Source organism: Caballeronia sp. 11_S32 (genome assembly GCF_056930355.1).
This window is the reverse complement of record NZ_JBXOWH010000003.1, coordinates 2,296,190-2,311,648: the sequence shown is the minus strand read 5'-3', so window position 1 is coordinate 2,311,648 and position 15,459 is coordinate 2,296,190. Positions and strand designations below refer to the sequence as shown.

At 64.4% G+C, this 15,459-nt stretch carries 15 protein-coding genes; 14 read left to right on the top strand and 1 reads right to left on the bottom strand.

All coding sequences use genetic code 11. The features are described 5' to 3' along the window. Positions 1-7: 7 nt before the first annotated feature. The 13 genes from AC1Z32_RS22440 to AC1Z32_RS22380 all read left to right on the top strand — a co-directional run bounded on the left by AC1Z32_RS22440 (position 8) and on the right by AC1Z32_RS22380 (position 12,715). On the top strand, positions 8-1,243 hold the full coding sequence (locus tag AC1Z32_RS22440) for a patatin-like phospholipase family protein (RefSeq protein WP_483480658.1): 1,236 nt from the start codon (positions 8-10) through the stop codon (positions 1,241-1,243). 100 nt (positions 1,244-1,343) lie between these two features. Further along, the gene (locus AC1Z32_RS22435; protein WP_483480656.1) at positions 1,344-1,826 is read left to right on the top strand and encodes a low molecular weight protein-tyrosine-phosphatase; all 483 of its coding nucleotides are present in this window, start codon (positions 1,344-1,346) and stop codon (positions 1,824-1,826) included. Between the two features lie 140 nt (positions 1,827-1,966). Beyond that, entirely contained in the window at positions 1,967-2,494 is a 528-nt protein-coding gene (gene iscR, locus AC1Z32_RS22430; RefSeq protein ID WP_483480654.1) for a Fe-S cluster assembly transcriptional regulator IscR, read from the top strand. A gap of 85 nt (positions 2,495-2,579) precedes the next feature. Then, positions 2,580-3,803 (top strand): IscS subfamily cysteine desulfurase, encoded by a 1,224-nt coding sequence (locus tag AC1Z32_RS22425; protein ID WP_483480652.1) that lies wholly within the window; start codon positions 2,580-2,582, stop codon positions 3,801-3,803. A 50-nt stretch (positions 3,804-3,853) separates the two neighbouring features. After that, positions 3,854-4,282, top strand: coding sequence for a Fe-S cluster assembly scaffold IscU (gene iscU, locus AC1Z32_RS22420; protein ID WP_483480650.1), 429 nt, complete (start codon positions 3,854-3,856; stop codon positions 4,280-4,282). A 57-nt stretch (positions 4,283-4,339) separates the two neighbouring features. Beyond that, positions 4,340-4,663: an iron-sulfur cluster assembly protein IscA gene (iscA, locus tag AC1Z32_RS22415; RefSeq protein WP_049653932.1), complete on the top strand. Its 324-nt coding sequence runs from the start codon at positions 4,340-4,342 to the stop codon at positions 4,661-4,663. 83 nt (positions 4,664-4,746) lie between these two features. After that, positions 4,747-5,277, top strand: coding sequence for a Fe-S protein assembly co-chaperone HscB (hscB, locus tag AC1Z32_RS22410; RefSeq protein WP_483480647.1), 531 nt, complete (start codon positions 4,747-4,749; stop codon positions 5,275-5,277). A 37-nt stretch (positions 5,278-5,314) separates the two neighbouring features. Further along, complete coding sequence (gene hscA / locus AC1Z32_RS22405; protein WP_483480645.1) at positions 5,315-7,180, top strand: Fe-S protein assembly chaperone HscA; 1,866 nt, start codon at positions 5,315-5,317, stop codon at positions 7,178-7,180. A gap of 38 nt (positions 7,181-7,218) precedes the next feature. After that, positions 7,219-7,560, top strand: coding sequence for an ISC system 2Fe-2S type ferredoxin (gene fdx, locus AC1Z32_RS22400; RefSeq protein WP_483480643.1), 342 nt, complete (start codon positions 7,219-7,221; stop codon positions 7,558-7,560). 14 nt (positions 7,561-7,574) lie between these two features. Further along, positions 7,575-7,772 (top strand): Fe-S cluster assembly protein IscX, encoded by a 198-nt coding sequence (gene iscX, locus AC1Z32_RS22395; protein ID WP_483480641.1) that lies wholly within the window; start codon positions 7,575-7,577, stop codon positions 7,770-7,772. A gap of 325 nt (positions 7,773-8,097) precedes the next feature. Continuing rightward, the gene (locus tag AC1Z32_RS22390; protein ID WP_483480639.1) at positions 8,098-10,914 is read left to right on the top strand and encodes a xanthine dehydrogenase family protein molybdopterin-binding subunit; all 2,817 of its coding nucleotides are present in this window, start codon (positions 8,098-8,100) and stop codon (positions 10,912-10,914) included. Then, entirely contained in the window at positions 10,911-11,483 is a 573-nt protein-coding gene (locus AC1Z32_RS22385; RefSeq protein WP_483480637.1) for a (2Fe-2S)-binding protein, read from the top strand. The genes AC1Z32_RS22390 and AC1Z32_RS22385 overlap by 4 nt, the downstream gene beginning before the upstream one ends. Beyond that, positions 11,480-12,715: a c-type cytochrome gene (locus tag AC1Z32_RS22380; protein ID WP_483480635.1), complete on the top strand. Its 1,236-nt coding sequence runs from the start codon at positions 11,480-11,482 to the stop codon at positions 12,713-12,715. Before AC1Z32_RS22385 ends, AC1Z32_RS22380 begins: the two co-directional genes overlap by 4 nt. A gap of 67 nt (positions 12,716-12,782) precedes the next feature. On the opposite strand, the gene AC1Z32_RS22375 is transcribed toward AC1Z32_RS22380, so the two are convergent. Continuing rightward, positions 12,783-13,724 carry a patatin-like phospholipase family protein gene (locus tag AC1Z32_RS22375; RefSeq protein WP_483480633.1) on the bottom strand — a complete coding sequence of 314 codons (942 nt, stop codon included), beginning with the start codon at positions 13,722-13,724 and terminating at the stop codon, positions 12,783-12,785. A gap of 194 nt (positions 13,725-13,918) precedes the next feature. Between AC1Z32_RS22375 and gltX the strand changes: the two genes are divergently transcribed. Next, entirely contained in the window at positions 13,919-15,328 is a 1,410-nt protein-coding gene (gene gltX, locus AC1Z32_RS22370; RefSeq protein WP_483480631.1) for a glutamate--tRNA ligase, read from the top strand. Positions 15,329-15,459 lie beyond the last annotated feature (131 nt).

Below are 15,459 nucleotides of genomic sequence, written 5' to 3'. Positions count from 1 at the left end.
ACGCGGGATGTCGGAAATCGAAAACGAAGAAGTGGTACGACGGGGGCGCGCGGTCAATCGGAAGTCGGCCGCGCGTGACGAATCCGCTGAAGAGGAATCGCGCATCCATTTGCCGCCCTACGAAACGATCGCGCTCATGCTCCAGGGCGGCGGCGCGCTCGGCGCGTATCAGGCGGGCGTCTATCAGGGGCTGCACGAGGCGGGAATTCATCCGAACTGGATCGCCGGCATTTCCATCGGCGCGCTCAACACCGCGATCATCGCGGGCAATGCGCCCGAGCACCGGGTGACGCGTCTCTTGGAATTCTGGGAGACGATCTGCCAGCCCGCGTTCGGGTTTCCGTTGCCGGCGTTCGTCGAGCGCGCGCTGTTCGACTCCGCCGACGAGATCCGCAAGGCGTTCACCGCGATGCAGGCGTTCGGCGCGATCGTCGAAGGGCAGAAGGGCTTTTTCGTTCCGCGCTTTCCGCCGCCTTCGCCGATCGCGTCGAGCTCGCCGCAAACCGCGAGCTATTACGACACGACGCCGCTCAAGGCCACGCTGGAGCGCCTGTGCGACTTCGACCGGATCAATTCCGGCGAGACGCGCGTGTCGGTCGGCGCGGTGAACGTCGCGACCGGCAATTTCGCCTATTTCGACAACACGAAGACCAAACTGCGCGCCGAGCATTTCATCGCGTCGGGCGCGCTGCCGCCGGGCTTCGCCGCGGTCGAGATCGACGGGCAGTTCTACTGGGACGGCGGTCTCATGTCGAACACGCCGCTCTATGAGATCGCGCAGGCGACGCCGCGCCGCGACACGCTCGCCTTCCAGGTCGATCTGTGGAGCGCGAAAGGGCCGGTGCCGGACAGCATCGTCGACGTGATGGGGCGCGTGAAGGACGTGCAGTTTTCGAGCCGCACGCGGCTCGTCACCGATCAGATGCAGCGCTCGCAGCGCTACCGGAATGTCTTGCAGCACGTGCTCGATCTCGTGCCCGAGGACATCCGCAAGAACGACGAATGGTGCCGGCTTGCCGCCGATCTCGCGTGCTCCAAGCGCTACAACATCATTCACCTGATTTATCGGCACAAGGAATACGAGGGCCACTACAAGGACTACCAGTTCGGCTTCTCGACGATGCGGGAGCACTGGGAAAGCGGCCTCGCCGATATGCGCCGCACCCTTGCGCATCGCGACTGGCTCGACATGCCCAACGGCGAATCCCGCTTCGTCACGCACGACATCCACCGCGTCGAGTGACCAACCGTTCAGGCGAGAACTTGTGCCTCTTTGTATAATTCGGGACGCATTCCGGCGGCTTTGGTTCAGCCGCCGCGCATAACGAATTTTCCTTTGCTCGATGAACTCGATCGCGGTCTGCTTCGTCTGTCTCGGCAATATCTGCCGCTCGCCCAGCGCGGAAGGGGTGATGCGCGACCTCGTCGAGCGCGCGAAGCTCGCGGAGCGGATCGTCATCGATTCGGCCGGCACGGGCGACTGGCATATCGGCGAGGCGCCCGACGAGCGCGCCCAGAAAGCCGCGAAAAAGCGCGGCTACGATCTGTCGAGCCTGCGTGGCCGGCAAGTGGCCGCTGACGATTTCGCGCGCTTCGACCTGTTCATCGTGATGGACGACGCCAACGCCACCGCGTTGAACGCAGTCTGCCCGCCCGAGCACCGCGACAAGATCCGTCTGCTGATGGAATTCGCCACTCGCGACGACAGCCGCGTCGTGGTCGACCCCTATTTCGGCGGAGAAGAAGGCTTCGAAAGAGTGCTCGATCAGTGTGAGGACGCCTGCGAGGGCTTGCTGAAAGCCCTGCGCGCCCAACTGACGGCCTGAATGCCGGTGGCGCCTGTTGATTGCCTGCGCGCAGGGAAAATCAATTAAAAAGCTACTTATCGCGCCCCGGATACTTGACTAAAACTGTGGGCTATTTATACTTGACGAAAATCCTCGAGTATTAGCGTTAGCCCCCAATTATGAGACTCACCACGAAAGGCCGTTTCGCCGTCACGGCGATGATCGACCTGGCATTGCGCCAGGAGCAGGGCCCGGTGACGCTGGCAGGCATCAGTCAGCGCCAGCGCATCTCGCTTTCCTACCTCGAACAGCTCTTCGGCAAGCTGCGTCGGCACGAGATCGTCGAATCGGTCCGTGGCCCGGGCGGCGGCTACAACCTCGCGCGCCGGGCGGAGAACGTCACGGTGGCCGACATCATCATCGCGGTCGACGAGCCGATCGACGCCACGCAATGCGGCGGCAAGGGTTCGTGCGAAGGCACCAAGCAGCACGACGGCCATTGCATGACGCACGAGCTCTGGGCGACGCTCAACCAGAAGATGGTCGAGTATCTCGATTCCGTCTCGTTGAAGGATCTGGTCGACCAGCAGCGCGCACGCGAAGGCTCGTCGGCGGTGCTGCGGGACCGGCGCGCCGAATCGGCAGGCGTCGAGGCCGCGCGCGTCGTGCCCAAGGGTCCGAATTCCATTTTCAACCTGGCCGGATGACTGAACGCCGCGCCGGCAAGGGCCGCGCGCGCGAGACAAGAAGCGTCCCAGCCAAGAGCTTTGACCGATTTTCCCGGAGCGACTGATGAACAACGATATTCCCCACCTGCCCATTTACATGGACTACAGCGCGACGACGCCCGTCGATCCGCGCGTGGTGGACAAGATGATCCCGTATCTTCGCGAGCAGTTCGGCAATCCGGCCTCGCGCAGCCATCAGTACGGGTGGAATGCAGAGCGTGCGGTCGAAGAAGCGCGCGAGAACGTCGCTGCGCTGGTGAATTGCGATCCGCGCGAGATCATCTGGACCTCGGGTGCGACGGAGTCGGACAACCTCGCCATCAAGGGCGCGGCGCACTTCTACAAGAGCAAGGGCAAGCACATCATCACCGTGAAGACCGAGCACAAGGCCGTGCTCGACACCACGCGTGAGCTGGAGCGCGAAGGCTACGAAGTCACGTATCTCGACGTGAAGGACGACGGCCTCATCGATCTGGAGAAGTTCAAGGCGGCGATCCGCCCGGACACGATTCTCGTCTCCGTGATGAGCGTGAACAATGAAATCGGCGTGATCCAGGACATCGAGGCGATCGGCGAGATCACGCGCGAGAAGGGCATCATTTTCCACGTCGACGCGGCGCAGGCCACCGGCAAGATCGAAATCGACCTGCAAAAGCTGAAGGTCGACCTGATGTCGTTCTCGGCGCACAAGACGTATGGCCCGAAGGGCATCGGCGCGCTGTATGTGCGACGCAAGCCGCGCGTGCGCATCGAAGCGCAGATGCACGGCGGCGGTCACGAGCGCGGCATGCGCTCGGGCACGCTCGCGACGCATCAGATCGTCGGCATGGGCGAGGCGTTCCGTATCGCGCGTGAGGAAATGGCGACCGAGAACGAGCGCATCCGCATGCTGCGCGATCGTCTGCTCAAGGGCCTGCAGGACATCGAAGAGGTGTACGTCAACGGCGACATGGAACGCCGCGTGCCGCACAACCTCAATATCAGCTTCAACTTCGTCGAAGGCGAGTCGCTGATCATGGCGGTGAAGGATGTCGCGGTGTCGTCGGGTTCGGCGTGCACGTCGGCGTCGCTGGAGCCTTCTTATGTGCTGCGCGCGCTCGGCCGCAACGACGAACTCGCGCACAGCTCGATCCGCTTCACGGTCGGCCGCTTCACCACCGAGCAGGACGTCGACTACGTGATCAACCTGCTGAAGAACAAGATCGCGAAGCTGCGCGATCTGTCGCCGCTCTGGGAAATGCACAAGGACGGCATCGACATCTCGACCATCCAGTGGGCCGCGCACTGAGCGGGCACACTGAGCGACACGCGACACCGAATATTAGGAGAGTTTGAATCATGGCTTATAGCGACAAGGTTCTGGACCACTACGAAAACCCGCGCAACGTCGGCTCCTTCTCGAAGGACGACGACACGGTCGGCACCGGCATGGTCGGCGCGCCCGCATGCGGCGACGTCATGAAGCTGCAGATTCGCGTCGGCGCGGATGGCGTGATCGAGGACGCGAAGTTCAAGACTTACGGCTGCGGCTCGGCGATTGCATCGAGCTCGCTCGTCACCGAGTGGGTGAAGGGCAAGACGCTGGATCAGGCGCTCACGATCAAGAACACGCAGATCGCAGAGGAACTGGCGCTGCCGCCGGTGAAGATCCACTGCTCGATTCTCGCGGAAGACGCCATCAAGGCGGCGGTCGCGGATTACAAGCAGCGCCACGGCGTCGCGGCGCCGGAAGCGCAGGCATCGGAATCGAAGCAGCACGCGGCGTAAGTGACGAAAGCGGGCGCCATGCGTGTGCGTGGCGCCTTGAAAAGAGAAGCGAAGACTATGGCAATCACGTTGACGGATAAGGCGGCACAACATGTGCAGAAGTATCTGACGCGGCGCGGCAAGGGCGTCGGCCTGCGGCTGGGCGTGCGCACGACGGGCTGTTCGGGCCTGGCGTACAAGCTCGAATATGTCGACGAGCTCGCGCCGGAAGACACCGTGTTCGAGTCGGCGGGCGTGAAGATCGTGATCGATCCGAAAAGTCTTCCGTATCTCGACGGCACCGAACTGGACTTCGCGCGCGAGGGCCTGAACGAAGGCTTCAAGTTCAACAACCCGAACGCGAAGGACGAGTGCGGCTGCGGCGAATCGTTCCGCGTCTGAGACGCGTGGCGCCGGCAGCATCGGCAAAAGAGGCGGCGCGTGCCGCCTTTTTCATTCGCGCAACCTGAAACCACACCATCGTCATGGCCTCGCTTACCGACAGTCACTTCGCTCTCTTCGATCTGCCGCAGACCTTCGCCGTCGATCAGCAGAAGCTCGACGACGCCTATCGCACCGTGCAGGCGCAAGTGCATCCCGACCGCTTCGCCGCCGCCGGCGACGCGCAACGCCGTCTCGCGATGCAATGGGCGACGCACGCCAACGAGGCGTATCAGACGCTGCGCGATCCTCTGAAGCGCGCGCGCTACATGCTGTCGCAGCGCGGCGTCGACGTCGGCGCGGAGAACAACACCGCGATGGAGCCGGCTTTTCTGATGCAGCAGATGGAATGGCGCGAAAATATCGAGGATGCCGCGGGCGCGAAGAATATCGGCGCGCTGGAAGCATTGCTCGACGATCTGCGCGAGGAAGAGCGCGTGCGCTTTACGAAACTGGAGGCGCTGCTCGACAGCGGGTCGGATCAGGCCGCGAGCGAGGCGGTGCGCCAGTTGATGTTCATCGAGCGCGTGGCGCATGAGATCGGCGCGCAAATCGAACGGCTAGAGCACGCATAAAGACGAGCTCGCCGCACACAACCCCACAAGATCAACGATGGCATTACTGCAAATCTCAGAACCCGGCATGGCGCCGGCGCCGCATCAAAGGCGCGTGGCGGTCGGCATCGATCTCGGCACGACGAACTCGCTCGTCGCGGCCGTGCGCAGCAGCGTGCCCGAAGCGCTGCCCGACGAGGACGGCCACGTGCTGCTGCCGTCGGTCGTGCGCTATCTGGAGAAGGGCGGACGGCGCATCGGCCGCACTGCGAAGGAAGAGGCCGTCACCGATCCGCGCAACACGATCGTCTCGGTCAAGCGCTTCATGGGCCGCGGCAAGAGTGAAGTGGAGGGCGCGGAGAACGCGCCGTACGACTTCATCGATGCCCCGGGCATGGTGCAGATCCGCACCATCGACGGCGTGAAGAGCCCGGTCGAAGTGTCGGCGGAAATTCTCGCGACGCTGCGCTATCGCGCGGAAGACACGCTCGGCGAGGACCTCGTCGGCGCGGTGATCACGGTGCCCGCATATTTCGACGAAGCCCAGCGTCAGGCGACCAAGGACGCGGCGAAGCTCGCCGGCCTGAACGTGCTGCGGCTTCTGAACGAACCGACGGCGGCCGCGATCGCCTACGGTCTCGATAACGGCGCCGAAGGCTTGTTCGCCGTCTATGACCTGGGCGGCGGCACCTTCGACCTGTCCATCCTGAAGCTCACGAAAGGCGTCTTCGAAGTGCTCGCGGCGGGCGGCGATTCCGCGCTCGGCGGCGACGATTTCGATCACGCGCTGTATCGTCACGTGCTGGCGCAGGCGGGCGTCACGCTCGATACGCCGGAAGACGTGCGCCTGATGCTCGATCGCGTGCGCACGGCGAAGGAAGCGCTTTCGTCCGCGCCCGAGACGCGCGTTCAGGCGACGTTGTCGACGGGCGGCGAAATCGACATCGCCGTGACCGAAGCGCAGTTCGCCGAGCTCACGCAGGCGCTCGTCGCGCGCACGCTCACGCCGACGAAAAAGGCGCTGCGCGATGCAAAAGTGGCGCCGAAGGACATCAAGGGCGTCGTGCTGGTTGGCGGCGCGACGCGCATGCCGGTGATCCGCCGCGCGGTGGAGGCGTTCTTCGGCCAGCCGCCGCTCGTCAATCTCGATCCGGATCAGGTCGTCGCGCTCGGCGCCGCGATCCAGGCCGATCTGCTTGCCGGCAACCGTCGCGGCGAAGGCGACGACTGGCTGCTGCTCGACGTGATTCCGCTGTCGCTCGGCGTCGAGACGATGGGTGGCCTCACCGAAAAAATCATCCCGCGCAATTCGACGATCCCGACCGCGCGCGCTCAGGATTTCACGACCTTCAAGGATGGCCAGACGGCGATGGCGATCCACGTCGTCCAGGGCGAGCGCGAACTCGTGTCGGACTGCCGTTCGCTCGCGCGATTCGAGCTGCGCGGCATTCCGCCGATGGCCGCGGGCGCGGCGCGCATTCGTGTGACCTATCAGGTCGATGCGGACGGGCTGCTTTCCGTGTTCGCACGCGAGCAGACGTCGGGCGTGGAGGCGTCGGTGGTGGTGAAGCCGTCGTACGGTCTCGCCGATGACGAAGTCGCGCGCATGCTCGAAGAGAGCTTCAGGACCGCGGATGTCGACATGCGGGCGCGTGCATTGCGCGAGGCGCAGGTCGAGGCCGAGCGCCTCATCGAAGCGACGCACGCCGCGCTCGAAGCCGACGGCGAACTGCTCGACGACGAAGAGCGCGCGCAAATCCAGGCGCTCGTGGCGGAAGTGGCGGCGCTCGCGAACGGCGATTCGGTCGAACAGATCGAAGACGCCACCAAGGCGCTCGCCGTGGGCACCGACGAATTCGCCGCGCGCCGCATGAACAAGAGCATTCGCCGCGCGCTCGCGGGCCGCAAGCTCGACGACGTCTGATTCATCGAACAATCAAGCATTTACGGAAGACCAGCCTCATGCCTCAAATCGTTGTGCTGCCTCACGTGGAACTCTGCCCGGACGGCGCGGTGATCGACGCCGACACCGGCAAGAGCATTTGCGACAATCTGTTGGAACACGGCATCGAGATCGAGCACGCCTGCGAGAAATCGTGTGCGTGCACGACCTGCCACGTCATCATCCGGGAGGGCTTCAACTCGCTCGAACCGTCCGAGGAGGACGAGGACGATCTGCTCGATAAAGCGTGGGGTCTCGAACCGACATCGCGGTTATCATGTCAGGCAATGGTGCCTGCCGACGAGGATCTGGTGGTCGAGATCCCCCGGTACTCCATCAACCACGCCAAAGAAAATCACTGACAGGAGGCTCGCCCATGAAGTGGACAGATACTCAGGACATCGCGATGGCACTCACCGACGCGCATCAGGATATCGATCCCCAATATGTGCGCTTCACTGACCTGCATCGCTGGGTAATGGAACTCGACGGCTTCGACGACGATCCGCAAAAATCCAACGAGAAGATTCTCGAGGCGATCCAGGCAGCGTGGATCGAGGACGCGGATTACTGATCCGGTCACGCCTGCATTTCCCGGAAACGGCGGCTCATCGCGAGCCGCCGTTTTTGTTTTCGTCCATCGATTTCGCCCCCCGCGACGCCGTCCATCTTTGACAGAACTTGACGTCGCCGGCGTTGTTGGGCCTTCCCCCGCGACTTAAAATCGCGCCCGCTGCGCGTCGGCAATCAACGCCGACCACCTGAGTCACGCGTTCGCAGATGAATCGCCTGCGTGACCATGCTTCGCATTGCATACAAATTTTCACTTGCCGCACCCCGGTGGCGGGCGCTGGTCCCGCTCTGGACGACTCGTTGGCGATCACTTGAAGGAGATGTACATGGGAAGGCTCGGCCTGTCCCGGCGCGGTTTTCTGAAGGCGGGCGCGCTCGCGGGCGTGTCGATATTCGTCGCGCCGCTCGGCAGCCGTGCATTCGCCGCGCTGTTCGAAGAAAAGATTCTGACGCCCGTCCAATGGGACGCGAAAAACGGCGAAGCGAAATTCCGCATCGACGGCATTGCCAAGGTGACGGGCGCGAAGGTGTTCGCGCGCGACATCCGCGCATCCGACATGCCGCACTGGCCCGGGGCGCAGTCGCATGCTTTGATGCTGCGCACGACGCTCGCGGACCGCGTCTACGAGGGCATCGACCTGTCGGTGCTCGATGCGGCCGGACTCGCGCCGGATCGCATCGTCACGGCGGACGATCTCGCGCGCGACAAGCTCGCGTTCCCGGCGTTCTATGGCGACGACATGCTCCTGCCCACGGGCAAGACCCCCGCCTATCTCGGGCAGGCGGTCGCGATGCTGATCTATCACGACTTCGCGCGCTTTCGCTTCGCGAAGGACAAGCTCCAGTTCCGCGACGAAGTGATCCGCTACGGCGCGGTGACCGGCCCGCTCGAGCGCGATCCGTGGGCGGCGTTTCGCTTCGTGCGCGTCGGCGGCAAGACGCCCTATGACGACGACACGTTCTCGAGCCTGAAGGACACGCCGCTCTTCCCGCACATGATGAAGAAGCGCGCGCCCGTCTGGGCCGATGCCGACGAGCACGGCAAGCTCGACGGGCAGGGCGCGTTCCACGCGCAGCAGATCGCGCACGCGCTCGATCAGCCGCCGGCGGACTGGCTGGTCGTCGATCGCCGGTATCGCACGCAATCGGTCGATACGGCCGCGCTCGAGCCGGACAACGCGAATTGCTGGTATGACGCCGCGACGCAATCACTGCACATGGTCATTCCGACGCAAGGGCCGACGGAAGTGGCGCAGAGCGCCATCGACATGGCGTCGAAGTCGGATTTCCCGGTGAAGAGCCTGTTTCTGCATCCGTGCTACACGGTCGGCTACGGTTCGAAGGACCACTACAACATGCCGTTCTACGGCCTCGTCGCGGCGATGTACGGCGACGGCCGTCCGGTGCGTCTCGCCAACGACCGTTTCGAGCAGTTTCAAAGCTCGCTGAAGCGTCACGCGTTCGACATGCGCTATCGCATGGCGGTAGATAAAAAGACCGGCCTGATTCAGGCGCTCAAGGGCGAGTTCGAGGCGAATGGCGGCGGACGCTGCAACTTCTCGCCTTCGGTCGCGATGGTTGGCGCCACCGCCGCGCAGTCGATCTATTACATCCCGCAAAGCGATCTCGCCGCGACGGCGAGCGCCTCGCGCGCCGTCGACGCGGGCTCGGCGCGCGGCTACGGCACGCTGCAAAGCATGGCCGCGACCGAGATGATGATGGACGACATCGCCGAGCAGCTCGGCGTCGATCCGATCGAGCTGCGCCTGAAGAACGTGTTCCGCACCGGCATGAAGAACACGCAGGGCGCGATTCCCGCGGGCATGATGCGCGCCGAGGAAGTACTGAAGAAGGCGCAGGCGCATCCGCTGTGGAAGGACCGCTCGAAGCGCAAGACGGACTACGAGGCAGCGCATCCCGGCAAGCGTTACGGCATTGGATTTTCGTGCGTGCAGAAGGATTTCGGCACGGGCGCCGAAAGCGCGTTCGCCAAGGTCGAGTTCACCGCCGACGGACGCATTTCGCTGTCGCACTCGGGGACCGAGATCGGCACGGGCTCGTCGACGGCGCAGGCGCTCGCGGTCGCGAAATGGCTGGGCAAGCCGGCCGTCGACGTGCATATGTCGATCACCGACTGGTCCGATCTGCCGGTCGTGTCGAGCGGCGATCCGTACATCATGTCGCAGGCCGAGCAGGATCGGCTGAGCGCGAATCCGCGCTGGTCGCCGACCTTCGCCTCGCCCGCGAGCGCGACCAATTCGGCTTATTACTACACGCACGCCACGCGTGAAGCGGCGCGCGTCGTGTTCCGCCAGGGTCTGTGGCCCGCCGCGATGGCGATCTGGGGACAGGGTATCGGCGGCGGTCAGGCGGCGTCGTTCATCGTGCGCATCGAGGATGCGCGCTGGGTCGACGGCAAGCTTTCCGCCGATGGCCTGGAGGCGCTGCCGTTCGAGCAGCTCGCGAAAAAGGCGCACGAACTCGGGCTCGTCACCGGCGCGACGGTGCACACGTTCAATCGCTGGCAATGGAGCGAGGCGCTCTTCGACATGGCCGGCAATGCCGAGCGCCTGCCTATCGACGGTCTTTCGCTGCGTCACGGCGAAGGCAAGGACGGCAAGCTCACGCCCAACGGTTACACCGTGCTCAATCGCAAGAAAGTGTTCATTCCGCCGGTGAGCCGCAACAACGCGACGGTCACTTACTACAGCGCGATGGGCACGCTCGTCGAACTGGCGATCGACGAAGCGAGCGGCAAGGTCGACCTGCTCTCGCATCACTCGATCCTCGAATGCGGCAATCAGCTTGCGCCGGCGCTCGTTTCGGGTCAGGTGCAGGGCGGCATCGCGATGGGCATCGGCCACGCGCTGCACGAGTATCTGCCGCTCTACGAGGACGGCCCGGGCAACGGAACGTGGAACTTCAACCGCTATCACCTGCCGCTCGCGGGCGACGTCGCCGTGTGGAAGCAGACGAGCGAAATCCTGCCGCCGCTCACCGAAACCGATCCGCCGAAGGGCATCGCCGAAGTGGTGATGATTCCGGTGGCCGGAGCCATCGTCAACGCGATCGCGCATGCGATCGGACATCGCTTCACCGATCTGCCGGTGACGCCGCAAAACATTCAGGAGGTGCTCGCATGACGGCCATCCAATCCGCTGCGGGCGTCGAGACACGCGCGCTCTCGATGACCATCAACGGCAACAAGGTCGGCCCGATGCAGGTGCCGGCCGGTCTGCCGATGATCGATTTTCTGCACGAATATCTCGGGCTCACCGGCTCGCGTTTCGGCTGCGGGCAGGGCATCTGCCATGCGTGCGTCGTGATCGTCGATCAGGCCGACGGCACGAGCGAAGAAGTGCGCAGCTGCATCAACGGCGCGCATTTCTTCGACGGCAAGACGGTGCGCACCGTGGAAGGTCACGCGAAGCGCAACGAGCATGGCGAAGTCGTCGAGATGTCGGCGGTGCAGCAGAAGTTCCTCGAGCATTTCAGCTTCCAGTGCGGCTATTGCACGCCGGGCTTCGTCAACGCGACGACCGTGCTGCTCGAAAAGCTGAAGCGCAATCCGGTCGAGAAGGATCAGATCGAGTCGACGATCATGGCTGCGCTGAACGAGCACATCTGCCGTTGCACCGGCTACGTGCGCTACTACGAGGCCGTGAAGGATCTCGTGTTGTCGACGCCCGGACTCGTGAAGGACGCCGCATGATGAGATCGATCCTGACGCGCCTCGCGGTTCCGTTGCTGGCCGCTTCCTTCGCGCTCGCCGGCTGTGGCCAGCAGAACGACGCCGCGACGCCGCCGAAGCGCTCGCCCGAGCAGATCGAGCGCGGCCGCTATCTCGCGCATGCCGCCGATTGCGCCGCATGCCATACCGCGCCCCACGGCGCCCCGTTCGCGGGCGGCGTGAAGCTCGAATCGCAATTCGGCACGTTCTATGGCACCAACATCACGCCTGATCGGAAGCACGGCATCGGTACATGGAACGCCGCGGACTTCTATCGCGCGCTGCATGATGGCGTGACGCCCGAGCACAAGCTCTATCCGGCGATGCCCTACACGTCGTATCGGCAGATGTCGCGCGAGGACACCGACGCGATCTACGCCTACCTGATGACGGTGAAGCCGGCCGCCGTGCCGAACATCGCAGCCGATCTCAAGTTCCCGTACAACGCGCGCTTCGCCGTGCGTTTCTGGGACCTGCTGTTCCTGAAGGACGCGCTGCCCGATGTATCGTCGGGGGAGTCGGCGGACTGGACGCGCGGGCGTTATCTCGCCAACGCGCTCGGCCATTGCGCGGAGTGCCACACGCCGCGCGGCGCGTTCGGCCAGATGCAGGACGCGAAGACGCTGCAGGGCGGCGAGCTTGGGCGCATCGGCGCGCCTGACATCACGCCAGCCGCGCTCGCCGCGCGCGGCTGGACGGGCGCCGATCTGCAGGCGTTCTTCGCGACGGGCATGGCGAAGCAGGGCTCGGCGTTCGGGGAGATGCATCCCGTGGTGTACCTGAGCACGCAGCATCTGGACCCCGACGATCTGCGCGCGCTCGCGGTCTACCTGCTCGGCGATGCGCCGCCCGCGCCTGCGCCGCTCGCAGCGGTCAAGGCCGACGATGCGGCGCAACTCGCGGCGGGCCGCGGCCTCTATCTCGATTCATGCGCGGGCTGTCATGGTTTCGATGGTCAGGGCAAGCCGCACGTCGCGGTGGCGATGCACGGCAACTCGACCTTGCGCCAGGCCGATCCGCGCAACCTGATCGCGTCGATGCTGGACGGCATCGAGGCGCAGCCGTTCACCGGTGTGGAAAGCATGCAGGCCATGCCCGGCTTCGCGGGCACCTATAGCGACGAACAGCTCGCGCAACTCGCGAACTATCTGCGCGCGACGTGGGGCGGCCAGCCCGCCGACGTGACCGCGGACAAGGTGAAGTCGCAGCGTTAAGCGCGACGTCAAAAAAACGAGGCCACGCAATATTGCGTGGCCTCGTCGCATTCCAGGCACCAAAAACTCAGACCCGCACGCCGCGTTCCGCCAGTTGACGCTGCAGCGTGGGCCACATCTTCGCGACCGCTTCCTCGCCGGCGAGGATCGACGCGTTGCGCTGGCTGAAATCGCTGCTGCTCATCGCGGCGAGATTCGGGCGGATCACCGCGTTCGCGTATTTGTCGAGCTCGTAGGCCTTGATCGTCTGGCCCATGATCGTGAAGGTCTGCATCAGCACGTCGAACGAGCTCGACGTGAGGCCGCTTTCCGGCCGCGCCGAAATATCGACCGCGATCACGAAGTCGGCGCCCATCTTGTGCGCGAACGCCGCGGGCACCGGACTCACGAGCCCGCCGTCGACATACTCGCGATCGCCGATTTTCACCGGCTCGAATATCGACGGCACGCTGCACGACGCGCGCACCGCCACGCCGGTGTTGCCGCGCTGAAAGAGGATCGGCTGGCCGCTCCTGAGATCCGTGGCGACGATGCCGAGCGGCTTCGCCATTTTCTCGATCGGGCGATTGTCGAGCGTCTTGTTCAGGTAGTTCTGCAGCGCGACGCCTTGCAGGATGCCGCGCGTGCGAAAGGGCATCGCCCAGTCGCTGATGGATGCCTCGTCCATCGTCAGCGCGAGCTTGTTGATCGCGATGCCGTTCATGCCTGACGCGTACAGCGCCGCGATCACCGAGCCCGCGCTCGTGCCCGCGACGAGATCGACGCGCACGTTGCGCGCCTCCAGCGCCTTGATCACGCCGATGTGCGCGAAGCCGCGCGCCGCGCCGCCGCCGAGCGCGAGGCCAATGCGTATTGGCCGTTGCGGTTCCGTCTTCAGCGGCGGGGCGGCGGGCGCGGATGCGGTCTCGCCCGACGCGCCGCCGCTCGTGCTGGTGCAGGCGGCAAGAATGGACGATGCGGCCGCGAGCGAAAACGCGCGGCGCGAAAGACGAGGTGACGATGAATTCAAGGTGTGCTCCGGCGATGCAGCGGGCCCCGTGCGGCCCGTCCGTGCGGGCATGTCGGGAGATACGTGAAAAGCGCGCACATCATAAAACAAAAGGTTCGCGGAACGGCACAAAGCGGCCGGCGAGTATAATTTCGTCTCATTTTGAGCGGTCTTCGAGCGCGAAATCGCGCGCCGCCATCCATCGAGTAAATGCAATGACCACCCAAGTCCGTACACGCTTCGCACCGAGCCCGACCGGCTTCATCCATCTCGGCAACATTCGCTCCGCGCTCTATCCGTGGGCGTTCGCGCGCAAGATGAAGGGCACCTTCGTGTTGCGCATCGAGGACACCGATCTCGAGCGCTCCACCGATGCATCGGTCGATGCGATTCTCGAAGGCATGGCGTGGCTCGGCCTCGACTTCGACGAAGGCCCGTTCTATCAGATGCAGCGGATGGACCGCTATCGCGAGGTCGTCGCGCAGATGATGGAGAAGGGCCTCGCGTACGACTGCTACATGTCGACGGAAGAACTCGACGCGCTGCGCGAGCGTCAGCGCGCCGCCGGCGAAAAGCCGCGCTACGACGGCACGTGGCGCCCCGAGCCCGGCAAGGTGCTGCCGCCGATTCCGGAAGGCGTGAAGCCGGTCGTGCGCTTTCGCAATCCGCTCTCGGGCGCGGTCGCCTGGGACGACGCCGTGAAAGGCCGCATCGAAATTTCGAACGAGGAACTCGACGATCTCGTGATCGCGCGTCCGGACGGCACGCCGACCTATAACTTCTGCGTGGTCGTCGACGATCTCGACATGAAGATCACGCACGTCATTCGCGGCGACGACCACGTGAACAACACGCCGCGTCAGATCAACATCCTGCGCGCGCTGGGCGGCGAAGTGCCGGTGTACGCGCATCTGCCGACCGTGCTGAACGAGCAGGGCGAGAAGATGAGCAAGCGTCACGGCGCGATGAGCGTGACGGGCTATCGCGACAACGGCTACCTGCCCGAAGCCGTGGTCAACTATCTCGCGCGTCTCGGCTGGTCGCATGGCGATGCGGAGATCTTCTCGCGCGAGCAGTTCGTCGAATGGTTCGATCTCGAGCATCTCGGCAAGTCGCCCGCGCAGTACGACCATGACAAGCTCAACTGGCTGAACGCGCATTACATCAAGGAAGCGGATAACGTCCGGCTCGCGGAGCTGACGCAGCCGTTCCTGCTGCAGGCGGGCGTCGAAGCCGCGGCGGTCGGTGGCGGCGCGCCGCTCGATCAGGTCATCGGGCTTCTGAAGGATCGCGCATCGACGGTGAAGGAGATCGCCGATAACGCCGCGATGTTCTATCGCGAGCCCGCGATCGATCCGGAAGCGTTCGCGCAGCACGTCACCGATGCCGTGCGTCCGGCCATCGCGGACTTGCGTGCGGCGCTCGCGAACGTCGACTGGACCAAGGAAGCGATCGCGGCGGCGCTCAAGGCCACGCTCGCGGCGCACAAGCTCAAGATGCCGCAACTCGCGATGCCGGTGCGCCTGCTGGTCGCGGGCACGACGCATACGCCGTCGATCGACGCGGTGCTGATGCTCTTCGGCCGCGATGCGGTGCTGCGTCGCCTGGAGAAGGCGGCGGGCTGAACGCATGGGGAAGGATGGCGGCTGCACGGCGGCGCGTCATCCTTTGCGCGTGATCGCGCGAAGCGAGGCAAAAAAATTTCGCTTCAGTCGTCAGATGGTATTTACAACTTCAAAAACGCCCTATACAATCT

What these genes read in the sequence shown, in the direction of transcription:
- AC1Z32_RS22390 (WP_483480639.1), top strand. Translation starts at nt 8,098, where the DNA reads ATGGGAAGGCTCGGCCTGTCCCGGCGCGGTTTTCTGAAGGCGGGCGCG.
- AC1Z32_RS22380 (WP_483480635.1), top strand. Translation starts at nt 11,480, where the DNA reads ATGATGAGATCGATCCTGACGCGCCTCGCGGTTCCGTTGCTGGCCGCT.
- iscX (WP_483480641.1), top strand. Translation starts at nt 7,575, where the DNA reads ATGAAGTGGACAGATACTCAGGACATCGCGATGGCACTCACCGACGCG.
- iscU (WP_483480650.1), top strand. Translation starts at nt 3,854, where the DNA reads ATGGCTTATAGCGACAAGGTTCTGGACCACTACGAAAACCCGCGCAAC.
- hscA (WP_483480645.1), top strand. Translation starts at nt 5,315, where the DNA reads ATGGCATTACTGCAAATCTCAGAACCCGGCATGGCGCCGGCGCCGCAT.
- AC1Z32_RS22425 (WP_483480652.1), top strand. Translation starts at nt 2,580, where the DNA reads ATGAACAACGATATTCCCCACCTGCCCATTTACATGGACTACAGCGCG.
- gltX (WP_483480631.1), top strand. Translation starts at nt 13,919, where the DNA reads ATGACCACCCAAGTCCGTACACGCTTCGCACCGAGCCCGACCGGCTTC.
- AC1Z32_RS22435 (WP_483480656.1), top strand. Translation starts at nt 1,344, where the DNA reads ATGAACTCGATCGCGGTCTGCTTCGTCTGTCTCGGCAATATCTGCCGC.
- hscB (WP_483480647.1), top strand. Translation starts at nt 4,747, where the DNA reads ATGGCCTCGCTTACCGACAGTCACTTCGCTCTCTTCGATCTGCCGCAG.
- fdx (WP_483480643.1), top strand. Translation starts at nt 7,219, where the DNA reads ATGCCTCAAATCGTTGTGCTGCCTCACGTGGAACTCTGCCCGGACGGC.
- iscA (WP_049653932.1), top strand. Translation starts at nt 4,340, where the DNA reads ATGGCAATCACGTTGACGGATAAGGCGGCACAACATGTGCAGAAGTAT.
- iscR (WP_483480654.1), top strand. Translation starts at nt 1,967, where the DNA reads ATGAGACTCACCACGAAAGGCCGTTTCGCCGTCACGGCGATGATCGAC.
- AC1Z32_RS22385 (WP_483480637.1), top strand. Translation starts at nt 10,911, where the DNA reads ATGACGGCCATCCAATCCGCTGCGGGCGTCGAGACACGCGCGCTCTCG.
- AC1Z32_RS22440 (WP_483480658.1), top strand. Translation starts at nt 8, where the DNA reads ATGTCGGAAATCGAAAACGAAGAAGTGGTACGACGGGGGCGCGCGGTC.